This is a genomic window from Streptomyces sp. NRRL WC-3626 (genome assembly GCF_000718785.1).
In the GTDB taxonomy this organism is placed as follows: Bacteria; Actinomycetota; Actinomycetes; order Streptomycetales; family Streptomycetaceae; genus Streptomyces; species Streptomyces edwardsiae.
This window is the reverse complement of the sequence record NZ_JOCA01000007.1, coordinates 1-20,361: the sequence shown is the minus strand read 5'-3', so window position 1 is coordinate 20,361 and position 20,361 is coordinate 1. Positions and strand designations below refer to the sequence as shown.

General features: G+C 75.2%; 16 protein-coding genes. 11 read left to right on the top strand and 5 right to left on the bottom strand.

The window, feature by feature from the left end; genetic code table 11:
- Nucleotides 1-248: 248 nt before the first annotated feature.
- Nucleotides 249-1,100, bottom strand: a complete 852-nt coding sequence (locus IF28_RS0113275; RefSeq protein WP_030218479.1) for a helix-turn-helix transcriptional regulator — start codon at nucleotides 1,098-1,100, stop codon at nucleotides 249-251.
- Between the two features lie 127 nt (nucleotides 1,101-1,227).
- Between IF28_RS0113275 and IF28_RS0113270 the strand changes: the two genes are divergently transcribed.
- Together IF28_RS0113270 and IF28_RS0113265 are read left to right on the top strand one after the other, a co-directional pair.
- The gene (locus tag IF28_RS0113270; RefSeq protein ID WP_030218477.1) at nucleotides 1,228-2,223 is read left to right on the top strand and encodes an aldo/keto reductase; all 996 of its coding nucleotides are present in this window, start codon (nucleotides 1,228-1,230) and stop codon (nucleotides 2,221-2,223) included.
- Nucleotides 2,224-2,318: 95 nt separating this feature from the next.
- The gene (locus IF28_RS0113265) at nucleotides 2,319-2,780 is read left to right on the top strand and encodes a DUF4396 domain-containing protein (RefSeq protein ID WP_234325150.1); all 462 of its coding nucleotides are present in this window, start codon (nucleotides 2,319-2,321) and stop codon (nucleotides 2,778-2,780) included.
- Between the two features lie 14 nt (nucleotides 2,781-2,794).
- On the opposite strand, the gene IF28_RS0113260 is transcribed toward IF28_RS0113265, so the two are convergent.
- The gene (locus IF28_RS0113260) at nucleotides 2,795-3,010 is read right to left on the bottom strand and encodes a hypothetical protein (protein WP_030218470.1); all 216 of its coding nucleotides are present in this window, start codon (nucleotides 3,008-3,010) and stop codon (nucleotides 2,795-2,797) included.
- 197 nt (nucleotides 3,011-3,207) lie between these two features.
- Between IF28_RS0113260 and IF28_RS0113255 the strand changes: the two genes are divergently transcribed.
- The 5 genes from IF28_RS0113255 to IF28_RS0113235 are packed head-to-tail and all read left to right on the top strand — an operon-like array spanning nucleotide 3,208 to nucleotide 15,542.
- Nucleotides 3,208-4,062 carry a DUF4132 domain-containing protein gene (locus IF28_RS0113255; protein WP_030218467.1) on the top strand — a complete coding sequence of 285 codons (855 nt, stop codon included), beginning with the start codon at nucleotides 3,208-3,210 and terminating at the stop codon, nucleotides 4,060-4,062.
- Nucleotides 4,059-9,071 (top strand): hypothetical protein, encoded by a 5,013-nt coding sequence (locus IF28_RS0113250; RefSeq protein WP_030218465.1) that lies wholly within the window; start codon nucleotides 4,059-4,061, stop codon nucleotides 9,069-9,071. The genes IF28_RS0113255 and IF28_RS0113250 overlap by 4 nt, the downstream gene beginning before the upstream one ends.
- Before the next feature lie 35 nt (nucleotides 9,072-9,106).
- On the top strand, nucleotides 9,107-10,276 hold the full coding sequence (locus IF28_RS0113245) for an ATP-binding protein (RefSeq protein ID WP_030218463.1): 1,170 nt from the start codon (nucleotides 9,107-9,109) through the stop codon (nucleotides 10,274-10,276).
- Between the two features lie 5 nt (nucleotides 10,277-10,281).
- Entirely contained in the window at nucleotides 10,282-13,806 is a 3,525-nt protein-coding gene (locus tag IF28_RS0113240; RefSeq protein WP_030218461.1) for a vWA domain-containing protein, read from the top strand.
- Nucleotides 13,803-15,542, top strand: a complete 1,740-nt coding sequence (locus IF28_RS0113235; protein WP_030218458.1) for a hypothetical protein — start codon at nucleotides 13,803-13,805, stop codon at nucleotides 15,540-15,542. Before IF28_RS0113240 ends, IF28_RS0113235 begins: the two co-directional genes overlap by 4 nt.
- Nucleotides 15,543-15,557: 15 nt before the next feature.
- On the opposite strand, the gene IF28_RS0113230 is transcribed toward IF28_RS0113235, so the two are convergent.
- The gene (locus IF28_RS0113230; RefSeq protein ID WP_078621143.1) at nucleotides 15,558-16,427 is read right to left on the bottom strand and encodes an SDR family NAD(P)-dependent oxidoreductase; all 870 of its coding nucleotides are present in this window, start codon (nucleotides 16,425-16,427) and stop codon (nucleotides 15,558-15,560) included.
- Nucleotides 16,428-16,636: 209 nt separating this feature from the next.
- Here IF28_RS0113230 and IF28_RS0113225 point away from each other — a divergent pair, with 209 nt between their 5' ends.
- A complete protein-coding gene (locus IF28_RS0113225) occupies nucleotides 16,637-17,557 on the top strand; it encodes an AraC family transcriptional regulator (RefSeq protein ID WP_030218454.1) in 921 nt (306 codons plus the stop codon).
- A 169-nt stretch (nucleotides 17,558-17,726) separates the two neighbouring features.
- On the opposite strand, the gene IF28_RS0113215 is transcribed toward IF28_RS0113225, so the two are convergent.
- Entirely contained in the window at nucleotides 17,727-18,218 is a 492-nt protein-coding gene (locus IF28_RS0113215) for a hypothetical protein (protein ID WP_030218453.1), read from the bottom strand.
- A 152-nt stretch (nucleotides 18,219-18,370) separates the two neighbouring features.
- Here IF28_RS0113215 and rpmG point away from each other — a divergent pair, with 152 nt between their 5' ends.
- The 3 genes from rpmG to IF28_RS0113200 all read left to right on the top strand — a co-directional run bounded on the left by rpmG (nucleotide 18,371) and on the right by IF28_RS0113200 (nucleotide 20,039).
- Nucleotides 18,371-18,535, top strand: a complete 165-nt coding sequence (gene rpmG, locus IF28_RS37065; RefSeq protein WP_051713737.1) for a 50S ribosomal protein L33 — start codon at nucleotides 18,371-18,373, stop codon at nucleotides 18,533-18,535.
- Between the two features lie 52 nt (nucleotides 18,536-18,587).
- On the top strand, nucleotides 18,588-18,836 hold the full coding sequence (locus IF28_RS0113205; RefSeq protein WP_030218452.1) for a type B 50S ribosomal protein L31: 249 nt from the start codon (nucleotides 18,588-18,590) through the stop codon (nucleotides 18,834-18,836).
- A gap of 138 nt (nucleotides 18,837-18,974) precedes the next feature.
- Entirely contained in the window at nucleotides 18,975-20,039 is a 1,065-nt protein-coding gene (locus IF28_RS0113200; RefSeq protein WP_030218451.1) for an NAD(+)/NADH kinase, read from the top strand.
- Nucleotides 20,040-20,051: 12 nt separating this feature from the next.
- Here the strand turns inward: IF28_RS0113200 and IF28_RS0113195 are convergent.
- Nucleotides 20,052-20,361, bottom strand: a 310-nt coding sequence (locus IF28_RS0113195) for a DUF475 domain-containing protein (RefSeq protein WP_030218449.1), incomplete at its 5' end; no start/stop codon positions are given.

Below are 20,361 nucleotides of genomic sequence, written 5' to 3'. Positions count from 1 at the left end.
GTGGGAACGGGCGTGGACCGGACCCGCTGCTCCGGTGCAGGGCCCGCTGAGTGCAACCGTGAGCCGGCCACCGGCCCCGCGGGCCGGACGCGGTCCCGGCCGCCGTGCGGCCAGGTACCGCGGACGGCCGTGACGAAGGCCGTGAGGAGTGCGTCCGGCACGGAACTGTCGCCCTCGTCCGGTGTCGGGTCGGCGGCCACGATCGCCGCGGCGATCTCCGTTCCGGCCGCGCGCCCGACTCCCCGCGCTCAGCGGCCGGTCGCGCCCGTGGGGAACTCCTCGCTGCCGAGCACCCGCAGCAGCTCCAGCCGCTCGCGGGCCTCCGCGTCCGCCGGGGTGAGCACCAGCAGTTGCTGCCCCTGGTCGGGGGTGACCAGGGTCTCGCAGTCCATCAGCACCCGGCCCACCCTCGGATGCAGGAACGTCTTGCGGTCGGCGCGCCGGACCGCCACCTCGTGCTCCGCCCAGAGCCGGCGGAAGAGCGCGCTCTCGGCCGACAGACGCCCGACGAGCCCGCCGACCGTGGGGTCGCCGGCCCGGCGTCCGGCGACCGCGCGCAGATCGGCCACGAGCTGACGGCCGTAGTACTCCTCCTCCTCGGCCGGGCCGATCGCGCGGGCGGCCGGTTCGGTGAACCAGCGGTAGACGATGTAGCGGCGGTCGCCGGAGAAGCCGGTGAGGTCGCTCATCAGCAGCAGCGACGCCCGGTTCTGCGCCAGCACCTCCCCCAGGTCGGACAGCACCAGCGCCGGAGTGTCCCCGAGCAGGTCGAGCAGGCGCATCAGCCCCGCCCGCGCCAGCCGGGCCACCCTGTCGGCGGGCGGCGGCCGGTGACCGGCCAGATGGAACAGGTGGTCGCGCTCGTCGTCGGACAGCCGCAGCGCCCGGGCCAGCGCGACGAGCAACTGCGTCGACGGCTGACTGCTGCGGCCCTGTTCGAGGCGTACGACGTAGTCCACGGACATGCCCGCCAGCATCGCCACCTCCTCCCGGCGCAGCCCGGCCGTGCGCCGGCGCGGGCCGTCGGAGATCCCCACGTCGGCCGGGCGGATCGCCTCACGGCGGCGGCGCAGGAAGTCGGCGAGTTCCTCACGTTGCATGACCCCATCGTCCCTCCTGGCGCGCCCGCCGATCCAGGGAGCGGCTCTCCCATGATGAACGCTCCGCTCCCGGCGGCCCCGGCACCGGCGCAAGGTGGACGACGCAGCGACCACGAAGGAGAACACGATGCAGACACGCACTCTGGGCAGCACCGGTCCGGCCGTCTCGGCGCTGGGCCTCGGCGCGATGAGCATGTCGGGCGCCTACGGCGCCGCCGACCGCACCGAGAGCATCGCCACCGTGCACGCCGCGCTGGACGCGGGCGTCACCCTGATCGACACCGGCGACTTCTACGCCATGGGCCACAACGAGCTGCTGCTCGCCGAGGCGCTGCGCGGCCGCGACCGGGACTCCTACCGGCTGAGCGTCAAGTTCGGCATGCTGAGCGGGCCGACCCCCACCATGGGCGGATACGACGGCCGCCCCGCGGCGGTGAAGAACTTCCTCGCCTACTCACTGACCCGGCTGGGCACCGACCACATCGACGTCTACCGGCCCGCGCGCCTCGACCCGACGGTGCCCGTCGAGGAGACCGTGGGCGCGATCAAGGAACTGATCGACGCCGGGTACGTACGGCACCTCGGGCTCTCGGAGGTCGACGCGGCGACGATCCGCCGGGCGCACGCCGTACACCCGGTCAGCGACCTGCAGATCGAGTACTCGCTGATCTCCCGCGCCGTCGAGGCGGAGGTCCTGCCCACGCTGCGCGAGCTCGGCATCGGCCTGACCGCGTACGGCGTCCTCGGCCGCGGCCTGATCTCCGGGCACTGGTCGGCCGGCCGGGGCGCCGGCACCGGCGACCACCGCGCGCGCAGCCCCCGCTTCGCGAGCGGCAACGTGGAGCACAACCTCGCGCTCGTGGAGGCCCTGCGCCGGGTCGCCGACGCGAAGGGCCGCACCGTCGCGCAGCTGGCCATCGCCTGGGTCGCCGCACAGGGCGACGACATCGTGCCGCTGGTCGGTCCCCGCACCCGCGAGCGGCTCACCGAGGCACTGCCCGCGCTGGACGTCGCCCTCACCGCGGACGACCTCGCCGAGATCGAGAAGGCGGTCCCGGCGGGCGCGGCCCGCGGCGACCGCTACCCGTCGGCGTTCATGGCGGACCTCGGCGTGGGCAACTGACCGGCGCGCGGCGCTGGGAATATACCCCCCAGGGGTATATGTTCGCGAGGTGAGAGGCGAGCCGGCCGCGGCTCACCGCGCGACGCCGGACGGGGATGAAGGCCATGGACCACAGCACGCACCACGCCTCCTGGACGATGGCGGTGAAGGCGACGCTCCACTGTCTGACCGGGTGCGCCATCGGCGAGATCCTCGGCATGGCCATCGGCACCGCCCTGCTGTGGGGCAACGTGCCGACCATGGTCCTCGCGATCGCCCTCGCCTTCGTCTTCGGCTACTCCCTCACCCTCTTCGCGGTCGTCCGCGCCGGACTGTCCCCGAAGGCGGCCGTCAAGGTGGCGCTGGCCGCCGACACGGTCTCCATCGCGGTGATGGAGCTGGTCGACAACACGATCATCGCCCTGACACCGGGCGCGATGGACGCGCAGCTGTCGGACGGACTCTTCTGGTCGGCGCTCCTGGGCGGTTTCGCCGTGGCGTTCGTGATCACCACGCCGGTGAACAAGTGGATGATCGCCCGCGGCAGGGGCCACGCCGTCGCCCACACCCACCACTGACCGGCGCACCGGCGTCAGCCCCGCTCGCGCTCCAGAACCCGGCGGGCCGCCTCGGACTCCGCCGCCGACGGGGACAGTTCGTCGAGCGAGTCGAGTTCGGTGTCGGACTCCAGCTCCCGCTCCCAGGCCGCCGCCAGCCGTTCCTGCTCCTCACGCGGTCTGCCGCCGACGGCCTCCCGGTGGTGCGGGTCCAGGGCCGTGAGGAATCGTCCGACCGGGTCCGTGGCCATGCGGTGCTCCTTGTCGCTCGGAAGGGGCGGCGTCACCGACCCAGGATGGCCAGCCGGACCCGGCACACCGGCCCGACACGGCACGCGTCCACCCTGATGGCCCCGGACGCGGGCACCCCGCACACCACCCGGACCCGTTGTCAGTGGCCTGATCTACTGTTCCCGTGACTTGATCACTGCGGGTGCGGGAGGCACGCATGGGGTGGGTGTCGGCGGGCGACTACGAAGTCGCTCTCGATGACGGCAAGGTGGTGTGCCGCAACGCGGCGGGGCGGCGGCTGAAGTCCGTACCGCCGAAGATCGCCGACGATCCGGCCGTGGTGGGCCTGCGCCAGCTCACCGAATGGCTGGAACGGCACGAACGCCAGTGCCTGGCCGACGTGGAGCGGTGGATGGTGCGTTCGCTGCCGGTGCCGTTCGCGGTCCTCGCCCGGGTCTGGCCGGACCCCGCCTGGCAGACCGCCCTGCGCGACCTCGTGGTCACGGGCACCGACGGCGAGGTGGCCGGATTCCTCCGGGACGCCGACCCCGAGCGCGGCCTCGGCCTGGTCGACCTCGACGGCGACACCGTCCGGATCACCCCCGGCCTGGTCCGCCTGCCGCACCCCGTCCTCCTCGACGACCTGGAGGACCTGCGGGAGTTCGCCGTCGAACTCGGCGTCGAGCAGCGCGCCCAGCAACTGTTCCGCGAGGTGTGGAGACGGCCCGCCGCCGTCGACGCCCAGGCCGTCTCCGTCGACGACCACGCGGGCGGCGTCTTCAAGGAACTGCGGTTCCTGCACGGCCGGGCCGCCCAGCTCGGCTACCGCGTGCGCGGCGGCCACGCCGTGTGCTCCGTGGTGGAGGACGGCCGCGCGGTCGAGGCCCGGGTATGGGTCGGCGACTACGACGGCTACGAGGAGACGGAGACCGGCTCCCTGGTCTTCACCGACCCGGCCGGCCGGGTGCTGAAGCTCGGCCAGGTCGGACCGGTGGCCTGGTCGGAGGGCATCCGCATGGCGGCGGCGCTGTACGCCGGACGCGACATCGAGGACGAGGAGCGTGCGGCGTGACGACGTACGACGGATTCACCTACGACGAGACCACCTGCGCCGCCCTGCTCGACGCCGGCGCCGTACTGCCACCCGGCACCACCGGCCGAGAGGACGCCGACGTCCTCACCGTGCGCACGTACACGCACCCCGCCCTGGACGAGCGGAGGATCGTACGGCTGGTGCCGGGCACGCTCGGCGAGGCGGAGGACCTGGCCCTGGACTTCCTCGGGCTGGCCCGCGAGCCGGAGACCCGCGAGGTCGGACAGGTACGCCGGGAAACCCTCGGCTTCCCCGCCTGGGCCCTGGTCAACGACCCGGCGAACGGACACCACGCGCTCGCGCTCGTCAAGGACGTCGAGCGGCTCGCCCGGCAGGCCAAGTCCCGCCCCGGCACCGCGAAGGAGGGCTTCGAGGCGCTCGGCGACCGGCTCGGCCGGGCCGTGCCGCACTTCCTGCCCACCTTCTACGAGCAGGCGGCCCGCGTCTTCCTCCAGCACGAGAACACCACCTACGCGGCGGCCTTCTTCGGCAAGGCCCGCGCGGCGGAGCGGGTGCACGCCCTGACCGTGGACGAGGAGCGGCAGCGGGCCGTGTTCCTGGAGTTCGCCTTCGCCGGGGCGCTGACCGTCAAGGCGCTCAAGGAGCATGTGAAGGCGCTCGCCGCCCGGCTCACCCCGGCCGACGCCTGGGCGCAGTTCCGGCAGCTCACCGTGGAACGCTGCGCGGCCGGCATGCCGCCGTACGCGTCCCTGCCCCAGGACGCCCGCGCCCTGATCAAGGCCGCGGGCCTGGACCGGGTCACCGCGGAGTGCGCCCTGGTCGGTGACCTGCTCGCCTCGCCCGCGGCGGTCCGGGCCCCCGCCTCCTTCTGGAACACCTACCGGTCGACCCTCGTCGTCCTCGCCGGACAGCAGCCCGCCGTACGCGCCCGGCTGCTGGAGATCATGCCGGCCGGGCTCGGCCGCACCACCGAGGACGACGAGTTCTGGCTGGCGCTGCTCGCCGAGACCGGTGCCGACCTGCTGCTCACGGGAGAGACGGAGACGGCGGACGGCACCGACGCGGCGGACTGGCTCACCCGCTGGTCCCTGTACCGCAAGCACGGCGGAAACGTCTGCGACCGCTCCCCGGCCACCCTCGCCCTCGTGGAGCGCATGGCCCCGCTGCTGCGCGAACGGGGCCGCCCCGTCGACCTCTTCACCGGCCGCTGGCACGCCGGCGCCGACCTCGACCTGCTGGACCTGTGCCTGGCGCTGGACGTGCCGCTGGCCCCGCCCGCGGACGGCACCGACGTCCACCTCGCCCTCGACCGGTGGCTGCGGGACACCCGGCCCGGGCGGCGCGACCTGACGGCCGTCGCGGCGGACCGGCTCGGCCGCCGCACGCTCTACCAGGCCGTCGGCAGCCAGCAGGGCCGGCACACCGGCCCGAAGACGCTGGACGGGATCGCCGGCCATCCCGTGCTCGCCGACGTGCTCCGTGAGTGGCTGGACGACGCCGCCGCCGAACTGGACGCGGCGGCCGGTCTGGAGGCCGCCCGCACGGCACTCCACCGGCTGAGCCCGTTCCGCGCGATCGCCGCACGGATCAGCCCGGACGCCGTCGCCCGCGCCGACGCCTTCGACGTGTCGCCGCTGCTCGGCAACACCCTGCGCGCCGGCATCCCGGACGAACTCGGCTGGCCCGCCCTCGACGAGGCCCTGCGCCGGCTCGACGCTCAGACCCGCAGCGACCGCGACGACACCCTCGCGGTCCACGAGGCATGGCCGGCGCTGATCCTCTCCCGCCGGCACAAGGCGATCGTGGTCGGCCCGCAGGACATCCTGCTGGAGCACGACCTGCGGCTGCCGGACGGACTGGACAAGTGGCAGCGCCCGTCGTTCCGCCACACGGACGGCGAACTCCTGGTGATGTGGCGGCAGGACAACAAGCAGTACGGCTACTGGTCCGCCCGCCCGGCCGAGGTGTTCCCCCTCGACGGCGAGAAGCTCCCGCACTGGTACGGCGGCGGCGCCGGCGAGACCTCCATCCCCCTGCCGGACGGCGGCCGCGCCACCGGCGGCCGCGCCCTGCACGCCGGTGACACGGTCCTGCCGCCCGCCCGCCCGATCCTCGGCGACGGCACCTCCTACTGGCGGAGCGGGCGGCAGGGGACGCGGCAGGTGTGGCTCGAGTACGACCCGGCCACCGGCACCCACGGACGCGCCTCCCTGCCCGCCTTCCTGAACTCCGGCATCCGCGACGGCGCCACCCTCCTCCAGCACCAGTGCGTGGTGCTGCCCCTGCAGCCCGGCCTGGAGGACAGCCCGTTCGGCACGGACGGCACCGTCCTCGGCCGCTGGGTGCGCACCGAGCGCGAGGGCGACGAGACCCGCACCACCGTCGGCACCCCCGACGGCCGGACCGCCACCCTGACCGCGGCCGACGGCCGTATACCGGGCGTTCCGCTCGGCGCGCTGCGGCTGCCCGGCGGCGTCGAGCCCGTCGTCGTCGCCCAGCACCGGCACCTCGCCCTCTACACCACCGACGCCGCCACGGGCCTGCGCGAACTGGGCCGGCTGACACCGCTGGAGCGCGGCGGCGAGTTCGCCGCCGGCACCCGGCTCGTCCCGCCGGCCGATTTCTGGCACGCGCTGCGGCCACGCGACGAGAACGCCTCGGCGCTCCTGCGGGCCCTGAGCGACGAACAGGCTGGGGAACTGCTGCGGGTCGGCGCCGCGGCGCTGACCGAGCGGCTGGCGAGGATCGAGGCGGCCGGCGCGACGACCGGCTCGGCCAAGCCCGATGTCCCGACCGCCGACAAGGTGGTGCGGGACGCCGTGGCCCGCTCCCTCCCCGCCCTCACCGAGCCCCACCTGCTCACCGGGGTCGCCGCCCTCGTCCACGCGGTGCTGCGCTTCGCGGTGTCCGTCGACAGCTTCGTGACACCCCCGGTCGAGCGGCCCCGCACCGAACGCAAGCGCGCCGAGGGCATGTTCGCCGACTACAGCCCCGAGGACGGCGACGACCAGACGCTGCGGGAGGCCACCTCCAAGATCGCCCACCTGCACGGTTGGTGGGGCGGCGCACGGAACTGGAGCACACTGCGCCAGATCCGCGCTGTGAACCACGTCCTGTCCGGCGAACCCGCCGACGGCACACCCCTGTCCGCGTCGTCCCGGCCCACCGGGACCGCCGACGGGTGGCGCAGCGACGAGTTCACCGTCCCCGGCATCGCCGCCGTGTGGCCGTCGGTGCTCGGCGTGCTGCGCCCCCTCGCCTACCGCGCCTCCTGCGCCACCCTGACGGAGGAGCACCGCCGGGCGCTGCTCCTGCTGTTCGAGGCGATCACACAGGGCCCCCTGGCCGCACCAGGGGCCGCGCTGCGCGAGGTGACGCTGAGCGAGCCGAACGAACGGCAGGAGCGCAACGGTCAGGTGCTGCGCCGCGAGGGCCGTACCGTCGTCGTCCTCGGCCGGCAGAACGTCGACCACCGCACCGGGCGGGTCAACTGGCTGGCCCTGGACCACGACCCGGCCGGCGTCTTCGGCGCCGTCGCCCACTTCACCCTGGAGCGGGAGAAGGCGTACCCGCCGGTGTTCCCGGCCGACGCGCTGGCCGCCGTGACCGGCCTGATCCGCGACAAGGGCCCCGCGCCCTGGCAGCCGGAGGCCACCACCGCCCTGTCCGCCGCGACCCGGGACGGGCTGGGCCCGGTCCAGGCGGCCCTGCTGCTCGCCGGCGAGCCCTCGCAGCTCACCGACGCGGTGGCCGCCGCCACCGGCCTGAAGCCCCGCCAGAAGCAGCTCGGTGACGCGCTGCTGGGCTCGCTGGAGAACGGCGACCTGAAGGCGCTCGTCGGCGCACTCCTCCCCGACAACCCCGGTGACCTGTGGACCACCGGACCGGACACGGACGCGGCCGGCCGGGTGTGGGCCGAGCGCCTCGACGGCGTCGTCCGCCTCCCCGAGGACCTCGCCGGTGAACTCACCCTGGCCGGGCTGTCCACCGGCTCCGTGGAGCAGGTGCTCAACCCGCACCGCACCCCCTGGATGAGCCGTACCACCGTGCAGCGGCCCGACAAGGACGGCGACCTGGCCGCGGACGATCCCCAGGCGGTGCCCGGACGGTACAGCCTCACGCACGCGGTCGCCGCCCTGGCCGGGCTCGCCTACGCACTGCCGTACGGACATCCCCTGCGTGCCGCGCTGCCCGAGGCGCTGACCGTGCTGCGCCGCCGCCTCACGGACCCGGGACTCCTCGTCGACCTCGACCTGGAGTGGACCGAGAAGGGCACCTCCACCGCCGTCGAGCTGCGCAAGGCGTACGGACTGCCGGCCACCGGCGGCGCCGACGAGCACGGACTCACCCCCGTCGGCGAGGCGCTGGTGCTGCGCCCCTGGTACGGGGACCAGGAGGCCGTACTGCTCCGCACCAGCGCCCTCACGACGGCCGACGACCCCCTGTTCGGACTGATGGAGGGACTCGTCGGAGAGGGCCGGCGCAGCGGTATCCGGGCGCTGCGGACGATCCTGGACGACGGACTCGCCCGTGCCCTCGCCGCCGGCACGGACCCCGAGGGGCCCGCCGGCTACGCCCAGGACCCCGCCCTGAGCGTGCCCGGACTGGTCGCCGAGGTCGCCGGGGCCCACGGTCTGAGCGAGGACGCGGCGGTCCTCTATCTGCAACTGCTGGCCCTGCCCGACCCGACGGACCGCAACCGCGCCCGCTGGACCGGCTGGAAGCCCGCCCGCGCGAAGAAGGCCCGCACCGAACTCGCCGCCACCGGCCTGGTCGTGGAGGCGAAGCGGGCCCGCGCCGGACGCACCCTCTTCCTGCCGTGCGGCTGGCTCGAACTGAAGTCCCCCGCCCTGCCGGTGGAGCTCTGGAAGCGCGGTCTCCACCCGGTCGAGGAGCACGCCCGCGCGATGCCGCCGATGCCGGTGCCCGAGCTGTTCACCCGCGCCTGGGAGCGCGTCCGCGCCGGCGACGCACCCGCCTACGAGGAACTCACCACCCGCGCCACCCGCAAGGGCCGCCGCCGATGACCACCGTCCGCCCGCACCCGGAAGAACCCGCGCCGATGACCACCACCCTCGCCCCCGCACCGGCCCGCCAGATCGTCCCGCCCGAGGACCGGTACGCGACCGAACTCGCCTTCCTCGCCGCCCACGACAGCGGGCCGCGCCCTCCCGCCTGGCGGCTCACCCCGCGCGCCGTCGTCACCTTCGTCATGGGCAGCGCGGGCAGCGCCCTGAAGCTGCCCGACGACGCCGAGGCGCCCGACGGGGTGCCGCGCCGGCTGGTGATCGAGGACAAGTTCGTCGGCGACCGGGCCCTGGTCGAGCGCTGTGTGGTGACCCTCGCCGGCGAGCGCGGCCTGCTGCTCGTCGGCGAGCCCGGCACCGCCAAGTCGATGCTGTCGGAACTGCTGTCCGCCGCCGTGTGCGGCACCAGCGGCCTGGTCGTGCAGGGCACCGCCGGCACCACCGAGGACCAGCTCAAGTACGGCTGGAACTACGCACTGCTGCTGGCCCAGGGCCCCACCCGGCAGGCGCTCGTGCCCTCCCCCGTCCTGACCGCCATGTCGCGCGGCGCGCTCGCCCGCGTCGAGGAGGTCACCCGCTGCCTGCCCGAGGTGCAGGACTCGCTGGTGTCGCTGCTGTCCGAGCGGCGGATCGCCGTACCCGAACTGGCCGGCACTGACGACGCCCTGGCGCACGCGGCACCCGGCTTCAACCTCATCGCCACCGCCAACCTCCGCGACAAGGGCGTCTCCGAGATGTCCGCGGCCCTCAAGCGCCGCTTCAACTTCGAGACCGTCGGCCCCATCGGCGACCTCGACGCGGAGACCGCGCTGGTGCGCGGCCAGGCACGTGCGTCCGTGGAGCGCGCGGGGGCGCCGTTCCAGGTCGACGACGCCGTGCTGGAAGCCCTCGTCACCGCCTTCCGGGACCTGCGCGAGGGCCGGTCGGCGGAGGGCTGGGAGGTGGAGCGGCCGTCGACGGTGATGAGCACCGCCGAGGCGGTGTCCGTCGCCGGCGCGCTCGCCCTGGCGGCGGCCTACTTCCCCGGCGACCGCGACGTCCTCGGTCTGCTGCCCGGCCATCTGCTCGGCGTGGTCCGCAAGGACGACCCCGCCGACGCCGCCCGGCTGCGCGGCTACTGGGACGGTCCCGTCCGGCGCCGCGCCGAACAGGGCTCCGCCACCTGGCGCACCCTGTGGGACCTGCGTACGGTCCTGGAGGGCTGACGGCCGTGTCCCTCTCCCACGGGGCCGCCGCCGCCCCGCCCGAGGAGGCGCTCGCGGCCCTCACCGGCCCGTCCGCGCCCTGCCTCATCGGCGTACGGCACCACGCGCCCTCCCTGGCCGCCGCCGTGCCCGCGCTGCTGGACGGGGCGAAGCCGGACGTCCTGCTCGTCGAACTGCCCGCGGAGACGCAGGAGTGGCTGCCCTGGCTGGGGCACGAGGAGACGCGGGCCCCGGTGGCGCTCGCCGCCGCCCCCGGCGAGGGCGCCGGAGGACCGGCGTTCTACCCGTTCGCCGACTTCTCGCCCGAACTGGCCGCCGTGCGCTGGGCCGTCCGGCACGGCGTACCGGTCGTCGCCTGCGACCTGCCGCTCGCCGACCGTGCCTGGACCGGCGGACGCCGGGCCCCGGGAGAGGGGGCCGGTGCCCCCGGTCTCGCCGCCGCGCTGCGGACCCGGCTGACGGGCCGGGCGGGGGACGACCTGTGGGACAGGCTCGTCGAGGCGACCGCCCCCGGCTCCCCGCCCGAGGCACTGCGCCGGGCCGCCCTGCTCACCGGCTGGGCCCTGCGCGAGGACGCGGTCGCCTCGGGCGGCGTACCCGAGCTGGACCTGCGGCGCGAAGCGTGGATGCGGGCCCGGCTGGCGGAGGCCACCGCGGGCGGGGAGCGGGCCGCCGTGGTGGTGGGCGCCTTCCACGCCCCGGCGCTCGTACGGCAGGACGCGGGGGAGGAGGACGCGACCACGCCCGCGGAACCGCACCGGCCCGTGTGGAACACCTCGCTGATCCCGTACACCTACGCCCTCCTGGACGAGCGGTCCGGCTACCCGGCGGGCATCCGGGACCCGGAATGGCAGGACATGGTCCTGCGCGCGGCGGGCGACCCGGCGGCCCTGGAGGATGCGCTGACCCGTGCGGCCGTGCGCATCTGCGCAGAGCTGCGCGGCCTCGGCCACCCGTCCGGTCCCGCCGACGCCCGGGAGATCAGCCGGCTCGCCTCGGACCTCGCCCGGCTGCGCGGCCTGCCCGCGGCCGGCCGCGGCGAACTGGTCGAAGCCGTGCAGACGGTGCTCGCCCAGGGCGAGCCCTACGGGCGCGGGCGGTCCGTGGCGCGGGCGATGGAGCGGGTACTCGTCGGCACCCGCACCGGGCGCCCCGCCCCCGGAGCGCCGCGCAGCGGACTCGTCCCCGCGGTCGAGGCCGAGGTGTCCCGCCTCGGCCTGCCCGGCCCCGGCACGGACGGCCCCGGAGCCCCACGGGACTTCCGGCTCGACCCGCTGCGGTCCGACCTCGACCGGCGCCGTGAACTGCTGCTGCGCCGGCTCACCGTGTGCGGTGTCCCCTACGGCGAGGCCAAGGAGGTCGTCGGCGCGGGCGGCGCCGAGGCCCTCACCTCCCGCTGGGAGGTGCGCTGGACCCCCGCCACGGCGGCCGTGCTGACCACGGCCGGCGTCCGCGGAGTCACCCCCGCGCAGGCCGCCGAGGGTGTCCTGCGCGAACGGCGGCGCAAGGAACGCGACGACGGCGGACCGACCGCCGCACAGGCCCTCGAAGGGCTCGCCCGGGCGGCGGAGTGCGGCCTGACCGGTCTCGCGGACGAACGGCTCGGCGACGTCGCCGGCGTCCTGCCGGGCGCCGGCACCCTGCCCGAACTCCTCGCCGCACTGGCCCTCCTCGACCGGCTGCGGGCCGGCCACGTCCCCGGCCTGCCTGCCGAACCGGACCGCGAGGACCGGGCCGCGGCCACCGCGGAGCTCATCACGGCGGCGGCGGTACGGCAGGTCGACGGACTGACCGGGTCCGAGGATGCCGCCGACGCCCACGCCCTCCTCGAACTCGCCCATCGCGCCGACCCGCTGGGCGGCATCCGGCTCACCGACGCCCTCGGCCGCCTGGCCGCCGGCGGTTCCCCGCTGATGCGGGGCGCCGCCGGGGCCGTACGCGTCCTGCTCGGGCACGAGGACGCCCGCGCCTTCGGCGACCGCGTGGCCTCCTGGATCGACACGGCCACCGGCCCGGACTCCCGCGCCGCGCTCACCGCCCGGCTCACCGGACTGCTGACCGCCGCCGGACCCCTCCTGGAAGCGGCCGCACCCGCACTGGAACCCCTGCTCGCCCGGGTGACCGACCTGCCCGACCGGGCGTTCCTCGACCGGCTCCCCGCACTGCGCGGCGGCTTCGACACCCTGAGCCCCGCGGCCCGCGACCGCCTCTTCGCCGCCGTCGAGGAACGCCTCGGTGCCCGGCACGTCGCCGGCAGCGACGACATCGACCCGGCCGCCCTCGCCATCTGGACCGAAGCGGACTTCGCGGCCCGCGAGAGCCTGCGCTCCCTGGGCCTGCTGCCCGCACCGGGCGGCGGCGACCTGGCGCGGGACACGGCGGACAGCCCGGGGAACGGCGCTCCCGAGGACGCCGGGGAGCGGCGCCTCGCTCCCGCCGACCGCTGGCGCCTCCTCCTCGGTCGCCGCACCGACCGGCTCCCGGCGTCCGCCGCACCCCTGGCGACCGCGCTCGACGAGCTGTACGGCAGCGGGCGCGGCGAAGGCAGCCGCGGCGACCTCACCGGCCCCGGAAACGGCGGCGGACGGCAGGCGCCGTACCCCGGTGTGCGGGAGTGGTCCGAGGAACTGGCCGCGCTGTTCGGAGCGGGCATCCGGGAGGAAGTGCTCGCGACCGCCGCCGCGGCCGGCCGCAAGGACGTCCTCGCCGAACTGGACGCGGACAGCGCCCGGCCCTCGGTGGACCTGCTGCGCACCGTGCTGCGGCACGCGGGCGGACTGCCCGAGGCCCGGCTGGCCGCCCTGCGCCCGCTCGTACGGCGGCTCGTCGACGCGCTGACCCGGCAGCTCGCCACCCGGCTGCGCCCCGCCCTGCACGGCACCGCCCTGCCCCGCCCCAGCCGGCGGCCCGGCGGCGGCCTGGACCTCCCGCGCACCCTGCGCGCCAACCTGGCGACCGCCCGCCGCACCCCGGACGGCACGGTGCGGGTCATTCCCGAGCACCCGGTCTTCCGGACCCGGGCACGGAAGGCCGCCGACTGGCGGCTCGTCCTGGTCACGGACGTCTCCGGTTCCATGGAGGCGTCCACGGTGTGGGCCGCCCTGACCGCCTCCGTCCTGGCCGGAGTGCCGACGCTGTCCACCCACTTCCTGGCGTTCTCCACGGAGGTCATCGACCTCACCGGACACGTGGACGACCCGCTGTCGCTGCTGCTCGAGGTCAGCGTCGGCGGCGGCACCCACATCGCCGCCGGACTGCGGCACGCGCGCGAACTCGTCACCGTGCCGTCGCGCACCCTCGTCGTGGTCGTCAGCGACTTCGAGGAGGGCTACCCGCTCGGCGGCCTCCTGGCCGAGGTCCGCGCCCTGGTCGGGGCCGGCTGCCATGTCCTGGGCTGCGCGAGCCTCGACGACACCGGCCGGCCCCGCTACTCCACGGGCGTCGCCGGGCAGCTCGTCGCCGCCGGTATGCCCGTGGCCGCCCTCAGCCCGCTCGAACTCGCCCGCTGGGTAGGGGAGAAGATCTCATGAGCCCGGACCTGCCTCCGGTCGTCCCGTCCGTCACCGCCGAACTCGTCGCGGCCCTCTCGCCCCGGCTGCGCAAACGGCTGGACGCGGGCGTGACCAAGCTGCTGGCGCGTCCGGTCGTCCGGGACGGCGACACCGTACGGATCGCCGTCGACGACGACACCGACGTCGAACTGCGGGCGCCCGGCGGGACGGTGACCGACGCGGACGCGATCCACTGCGGATGCCTGCTGGCTCCCGGCTGCCTGCACCGCGCGGCGGCGGCCTCCGCCGCACCGGTCGCCGAGGACACCCCGGCCCCCGCCGAGGCCACGGAGACCGGGGAGGACACGAAGACGGCAGCGGTGGAGCCCGATGCCGCCACCCCCGGACAACGCGCCGCCGCCCGGGCCGTGTTCGACGCGGCGGCCGCCGTCCTGGAGGCCGGCACCGACGGTGCCGGCGCCGTGCTCCAGGCAGAACTCCTCCAAGCCGCGCACACCGCCCGCCTCGCCGGTCTCCCACGGGCCTCCGCCGCCGCGGTCTCCGTGGTGACCGGGGTGCGCGCGGCCCGCTCCGCCGACCCCGCACACCGCCTCACCGACCTCGCCGGCGCGCTCTGCGGCGTCCTCGGCGTCGCCCACCGCATCCCGCACACCACCGGCCCCGGCCTCACCGGACTGCGCGGCACGGTCCGTCAGCCGTACCGCCCGGACGGCTCGCTGCGGCTGTACGGCCTCTTCTCCGAGCCCGTCCTCACCGCGACCGGATACGCGGGCGCGGTCACCTGGACCGCCGACGCCGACGGACGTCTGTACACGGTCTCGGACGTGGCACCGGGCGGGCCGGCCCGCGCGACCGGCGCCGCCGACCGGGCCGTACGCGTCGGCGACACCGCCCTGACCCACCGCGAACTGTCCCGCGCGGGCCTCGCCGTGTCCGGGGCCACCGTCTCCCCGACCGGCCGTCTCGGCGCGGGCGCGGGGGTGCGGGCGGTCCGCGCGTCCGGCGCCGCCTGGCGCGCCGAGCCGCTGGACCGGCTCTGGACCGTACCCGCCGCCGAGCAGGTGGCCCGCGCCCTGGGCGGCGGGCAGGACCTGCTGTTCCTCGAGGTGACCCTCGCCGGCCCGGTGCGCGAGGCCACGGGCGACTGTGTCCTGGCCGACTGTGCGGGCCTGCCCCTGCGGCTGGTCACCGCCCACGACGACCCCGCGCTCCCGTACCGCGACAACCTGCGCCTGCTCGCCGCCGCCGGGGACCGACGGCTGCGGATCGTCGCACGCCTGGCCCCCGGACCGGCCCCGCGGGCCCTGCTGCTCGCCGCCGAGCACCCCACCGACCCCGACGCCCGGGTGGACCTCGGCCTCGACCGCCTCCAGCACGCGGACCTCCCCAAGGGCGCGGTCGCACCGCGCTCCCGGCCCGCGCAGGCCGCCGACGAGGCCCCGCTGCACCTGCTGCGCCGCCGCGTCCACCAGGCGGTGCCGGGAGGCCGCCGGGTCCTCGCCGTCGCCGGGAGCGGGCCGGGCGACGCCGCCCGGCTGCGCCGCCTCGGTCTGGCCACGGCGGGCGACCTCCTCGACGACCTCCACGCGGCTGCCGCGGACCGTTCCCGTGACCCGTTCGGCCGGCTGCTCCCGGCCGACACGGACCGCTTCGCCCGCGCCTGGCTCGCCGCCGCCGTCTACACCGACGCCGTCGAACGGTCCCTGTGCGCGGCCGCCTGGGGAGCCGCCGCGCCGGCGGTCCCGGTCCCGTGAGTCGCGGTACGCCGCTCAGCGCACGGTGCCGGCGGCGTACTCCCAGAGACGGTCCGCGGCCTCCCGGTCCAGGGCGTGTGCCGCGACACCGCCGGCCTGTTCGTCGTCGGCGGTGACGAGGGGCGCCTCCTGGTTGTCGTCGAAGTAGCGCCCGGTGACGCCGTCCAGGAGGGGAGACGCCGCCAGCAGCACGGACGTCGCGGCGCCCTCGGCCGGCGTCTTGTAGTAGGGCGTCTTGATGAGGTTGCCGTCCTCGTCCATCGCCCCCAGGGCCCGCATGGTGGCGTCGTCGACATGGCGCTGCAGATTGGTGCTGATCCAGCCCGGGTTGAGCGCGTTGGCGGTGATGCCGTCGGCGGCCCAGCGGCGGGCGCCCACGGCGAACAGGACGTCGGCGGTCTTGGACTGCGCGTACGCCGTCCAGCGGTCGTAGGGGCGGCGCACGAAGTGCGGGTCGTCGAAGTCGAACGCCGCGTCGAGGTGCGCGCCGGAGCTGACGACGACGATCCGGGCGGAGCCTGCCGCCCGCAGCCGGTCGTGCAGCCCGAGGGCGAGGGCGAAGTGGCCGAGATGGTTGGTTGCCAGCTGCAGTTCCCAGCCCTCGGCGGTGACCTGCCGTTCCGGGACCGCCATGATCCCCGCGTTGGCCACGAGGACGTCGAGCGGCCCTTGCCACGACCGTACGAAGGCGGCCACCGAGGCGAGATCGGCCAGGTCGAGCGCCGCCACCCGCACGGCGCCCGCCGCGGGGACGGCGGCGAGTTCGCGCAGCAGCGGTTCGGCCGCCGCCGGATTCCGGGTGGCGACGGTGACCTCGGCCCCGGCGCCGGCCAGGGCGCGTACGGTCTCGACGCCGATACCGGAGGCACCACCGGTGACGATCATGCGACGTCCGGAGAGGTCCACACCGTCGATGACTTCGCCGGTGGTGGAGTGCGAGTGGAACGGTGTGGTCAGGCGGACGGCGTGGTTCACGGTCGGGCCCTTCGTGCGGGGGAATGTGCTCACCTCGTCAACGTAAACACCTGAATCCGGACGGGCTATGCTGGAAAGTCCGGAGAACTTGATTCAGCGTCCAGAAGGGTGGGGGAGTGGTGGATCCGCTCGAAGACGTCCTGGCACTCCTCGAGACACGTGGTCACCTGTCGGCCGGGCTGGTGGCCGGCGGCCGCTGGGCCGTCCGCTTCGACGCGCCGGACGGAGTGAAGTTCAACGCCGTCCGGCGCGGCTCGTGTCTCCTGAGCGTGGAGGGGACCGATACGACGGTCTCCCTGTCCGAGGGGGACTGCTATCTCCTCACCCGGCCGCTCGGCTTCACCCTCCGCAGCGACGACGAAGCGGTTCCGGTGGCGGCCGCCCCGCTCTTCGCGGCGGCCCCGGGCGGGCCCGCGCACGCCGGAGAGGGCGAGGACACCGTGCTCATCGGGGGAGGGTTCTCGTTCGGCGAGCGCGCGCGTGCGCTGTTGCTCGACCCGCTCCCGCCGGTCATCCACATACCGGCGGGATCCGACGAGGCGGGCACGCTGAGCTGGGCGCTCACGCAGATCGACCGGGAGCTGCGGGACCGGGAGGTGGCGTCGACGCTGGTGGCCGAACACCTCGCCGTCGTCATGCTCGTCCATGTGCTGCGTCTGCACCTCGCCCGCGAGCCGCACGCCGTCGCCGGCTGGCTGGCCGGCCTCGCCGACCCGGTCGTGGCCACGGCCCTGACCTCGATGCACACCGCACCCGGACGGGCGTGGACGGTGGCCGGACTGGCCCGCGCCGGGGCCGTCTCCCGCTCCACGCTCGCGGCCCGGTTCAAGGACGCGGTCGGACAGGGGCCGCTCGACTACCTCACCGGATGGCGCATCGAACTGGCCTCCGCCCGCCTGCGCGAGGGAACGGACACGCTCGCCACCATCGCCCGCGCCGTCGGCTACGGCTCCGAGAGCGCCCTCAGCACCGCGTTCAAACGGGTCACCGGCAGCTCACCCCGTGCCTACCGCGACCGGCACCGGGCCCGGCACCCGTGACGTACCGGCGCCGACGGCCGCGCCGGTGCGGCCGGCGCCCTGCCGACGGGGGGCGAGGGCGATGATCGTCGGGTTGACCGGGTCGCGGACCGAACCCTGCGGCATCGGCGGCAGCGGCACGAGGCGCGTCCTGCTCGGCGTCGGTCACGGCCGGGCGGCTCCATGACGGTCAGGCCGCCTGGTGCACCACGAGTTTGAACTCCGCCAGGACGATGTTCCGCGCCACGCCGTCGTCATGGGTGGCGCGTACGGCGAGCGGGACGGCCGGGTCGACGAAGATGCCCCAGTGCTTCGTCCAGCACTGCATGCCGGGGCTCGGCGGCCGGTGCTCCGTCGCCGTGGTGTCGTTGGGTGCGGAGGTGAGACCGAGCGGGTCCCGGACGAACTGGTCGCGCAGTTCGTCGTAGCCCCCGGCCTCCCACTGGATCATCGCGTACAGCGCACCCCAGCCGGCCACGCTGGGCCATATCAGCCCCGACCGGGCGTCCGTGTCCCAGCTGGTGACCACGTACCCGTCCGGCTGGTTGACCTGGTGCATGTTGAAGCCGTCGCTGGACTCGGCGGACCCGAACGGGAACCGTATGACCGTGTAGGGGCTGTTGGCCGGGATCGTCTGGGGGGTGTCCCGCTTCAGGGAACACACCTGCACTCCTGTGGGCATGGTCCGTTTCTTCCCTTCTCCGCGACTTTTGATGTGGAATCCGGGTGTTCGAACGTTCTGCCGGATCCCGGGAACAACGGCGACGGGGCGTGTGTTGAGACGTCTGACATGCTCGAGTCAAGCAGCTCGGGTGGTGGCGGAAGGAGCACCCCATGGCACGCGGCACCGCACGCCCGGTCGTCAGGCTCAGGTCGACGGCGGGCACGGGAACCACCTACGTGACCCGCAAGAACCGTCTGAACGACCCCGACCGGCTCCTCCTGCGGAAGTACGACCCGGTCGCCGGCCGGCACGTCCTCTTCCGCGAAGAACGATGAACCCCGCCTCCGCCGCCCCACGGCGGCGGGGGACCCCCAGGAAGGACATCCCGTGAGGCACGGCATCCACCCCGTCTCCCGCCCGGTCGTTTTCCGCGACCGAGCGTCCGGCTTCCGGCTGCTCACCCGCTCCACGATCGAGTCGTCGCACACGGTCGAGTGGGAGGACGGCGCCACCTATCCGGTCGTCGACGTCGAGATCTCGTCGGCCGGCCACCCGTTCTGGACCGGCACCTCCCGCGCCGTGGACACCGCGGGCCGCCTGGAGCGCTTCGAGCGGCGCTACGGCAGCCGGCCCTGACCGGCCACCCCCTCCACCGGACGGCCCGGTACCGCCACCCGCGGTACCGGGCCGTCCGCCGTACCCGCGGCGTGGCACGGCCCCTCGCGAACCGCGGCGCGGCCAGGATGGGGCCCGACGGACGTTGTGGAGGCGGAGATGACGGTGGACCGGGTCGGCATGGTCGTGCACGGCGGACGTCCCGAGGCCGCTCAGGCCGCGCGTACGGTCCGGGCCTGGTGCGCCGAACACGCGGTGGCGTGCGCCGACATCGACGTGTGGAACGACGGCGGACGCCGCAGCGCCCGGCAGGAGGTGGCGGCGGCCGGCGACCCCGACCTCGTCGTCACCCTCGGCGGGGACGGCACCTTCCTGCGCGGGGCCCGGCTCGCCGCCGCCGTCGACGCGCTGGTCCTCGGGGTCGACCTCGGCCGGGTCGGCTTCCTGACCGAGGTGCCCGCGACCCTGGTGCGGGCGGCCCTGGACGCCGTACGCGAGAACCGTCTCGACGTGGAGCGGCGCATGCTGCTGACGATGCGGGCCTCACGACGCCTGGAGGTGCCGTCGGACATCGAGGCGTTCATGGAGTACGGCAGGGGCCCGCTGCTGCCGCCGACCAGTGTGCGCTCCGACTGCGAGACGGGCGGCGAGTGGGGCGTCCCGCTCGACGTGACCGCCCTCAACGACGTGGTGCTGGAGAAGCTCGCCCGGGACCGGCAGGTCTCGGTCGGCGTCTACATCGCGGGCCGGCTGCTCGCCTCGTACTCCGCCGACGCGCTGCTGGTGGCGACACCGACGGGTTCGACCGCGTACAGCTTCGCCGCCGGCGGGCCCGTGGTCTCGCCGCGCGCCGAGATGCTGGTGTTCACCCCCGTTGCCCCGCACATGACCTTCAACCGCTCGGTCCTGGCCGCCCCCGACGAACCGGTCGGGCTGCGGGTGCTCGAACGCTCGGGCCGCGCCGCCGTCAGCATCGACGGCCAGCTGCGCGGGGTGCTCGGGCCCGGGGACTGGATCGGCGTGTACGCGGCACCGCGCCGGCTGCGCGTCGCACGGCTTGGCCCGATGGACTTCTACGGCCGTCTCCGGGACCGGATGAACCTCACCGACGCGCCCGCCGCGGTGGCCGACGGCGTACCCGCCCCGCTGTGGCCGGTGAGCACCCCGCCGCCGGGAGACCTGGCCCACCTCGCCATGCCGCACGGCCCCGCCCCCGCCGGATGACGCGGCGCGGGTTCACTCCCGCGCGGCGCGGTTGCGGCGTACGGAGGAGTAGAACGACGCGCTGATCAGGGTGACGCCGATGAGGCCGGTGACGATGTCGTTGATCTGGTACCGGATGCTGACGAGCAGGATGAGGGCGAGCGCGCCGATGGCGTAGTGGGCGCCGTGCTCCAGGTAGACGTAGTCGTCCAGGGTGCCCTGGCGGACCAGATACACCGTGAGGGACCGGACGTACATGGCGCCGATGCCGAGGCCCAGGGCCATCAGGACGATGTCGTTGGTGATGGCGAACGCGCCGATCACGCCGTCGAAGGAGAAGGAC

Bases quoted from the DNA above. Each gene is read 5' to 3' on its own strand.
- IF28_RS0113215 (WP_030218453.1), bottom strand. From the start codon at position 18,218: ATGCCCACAGGAGTGCAGGTGTGTTCCCTGAAGCGGGACACCCCCCAG.
- IF28_RS0113245 (WP_030218463.1), top strand. From the start codon at position 9,107: ATGACCACCACCCTCGCCCCCGCACCGGCCCGCCAGATCGTCCCGCCC.
- IF28_RS0113200 (WP_030218451.1), top strand. From the start codon at position 18,975: ATGACGGTGGACCGGGTCGGCATGGTCGTGCACGGCGGACGTCCCGAG.
- rpmG (WP_051713737.1), top strand. From the start codon at position 18,371: ATGGCACGCGGCACCGCACGCCCGGTCGTCAGGCTCAGGTCGACGGCG.
- IF28_RS0113270 (WP_030218477.1), top strand. From the start codon at position 1,228: ATGCAGACACGCACTCTGGGCAGCACCGGTCCGGCCGTCTCGGCGCTG.
- IF28_RS0113235 (WP_030218458.1), top strand. From the start codon at position 13,803: ATGAGCCCGGACCTGCCTCCGGTCGTCCCGTCCGTCACCGCCGAACTC.
- IF28_RS0113265 (WP_234325150.1), top strand. From the start codon at position 2,319: ATGAAGGCCATGGACCACAGCACGCACCACGCCTCCTGGACGATGGCG.
- IF28_RS0113230 (WP_078621143.1), bottom strand. From the start codon at position 16,427: ATGATCGTCACCGGTGGTGCCTCCGGTATCGGCGTCGAGACCGTACGC.
- IF28_RS0113255 (WP_030218467.1), top strand. From the start codon at position 3,208: ATGGGGTGGGTGTCGGCGGGCGACTACGAAGTCGCTCTCGATGACGGC.
- IF28_RS0113275 (WP_030218479.1), bottom strand. From the start codon at position 1,100: ATGCAACGTGAGGAACTCGCCGACTTCCTGCGCCGCCGCCGTGAGGCG.
- IF28_RS0113260 (WP_030218470.1), bottom strand. From the start codon at position 3,010: ATGGCCACGGACCCGGTCGGACGATTCCTCACGGCCCTGGACCCGCAC.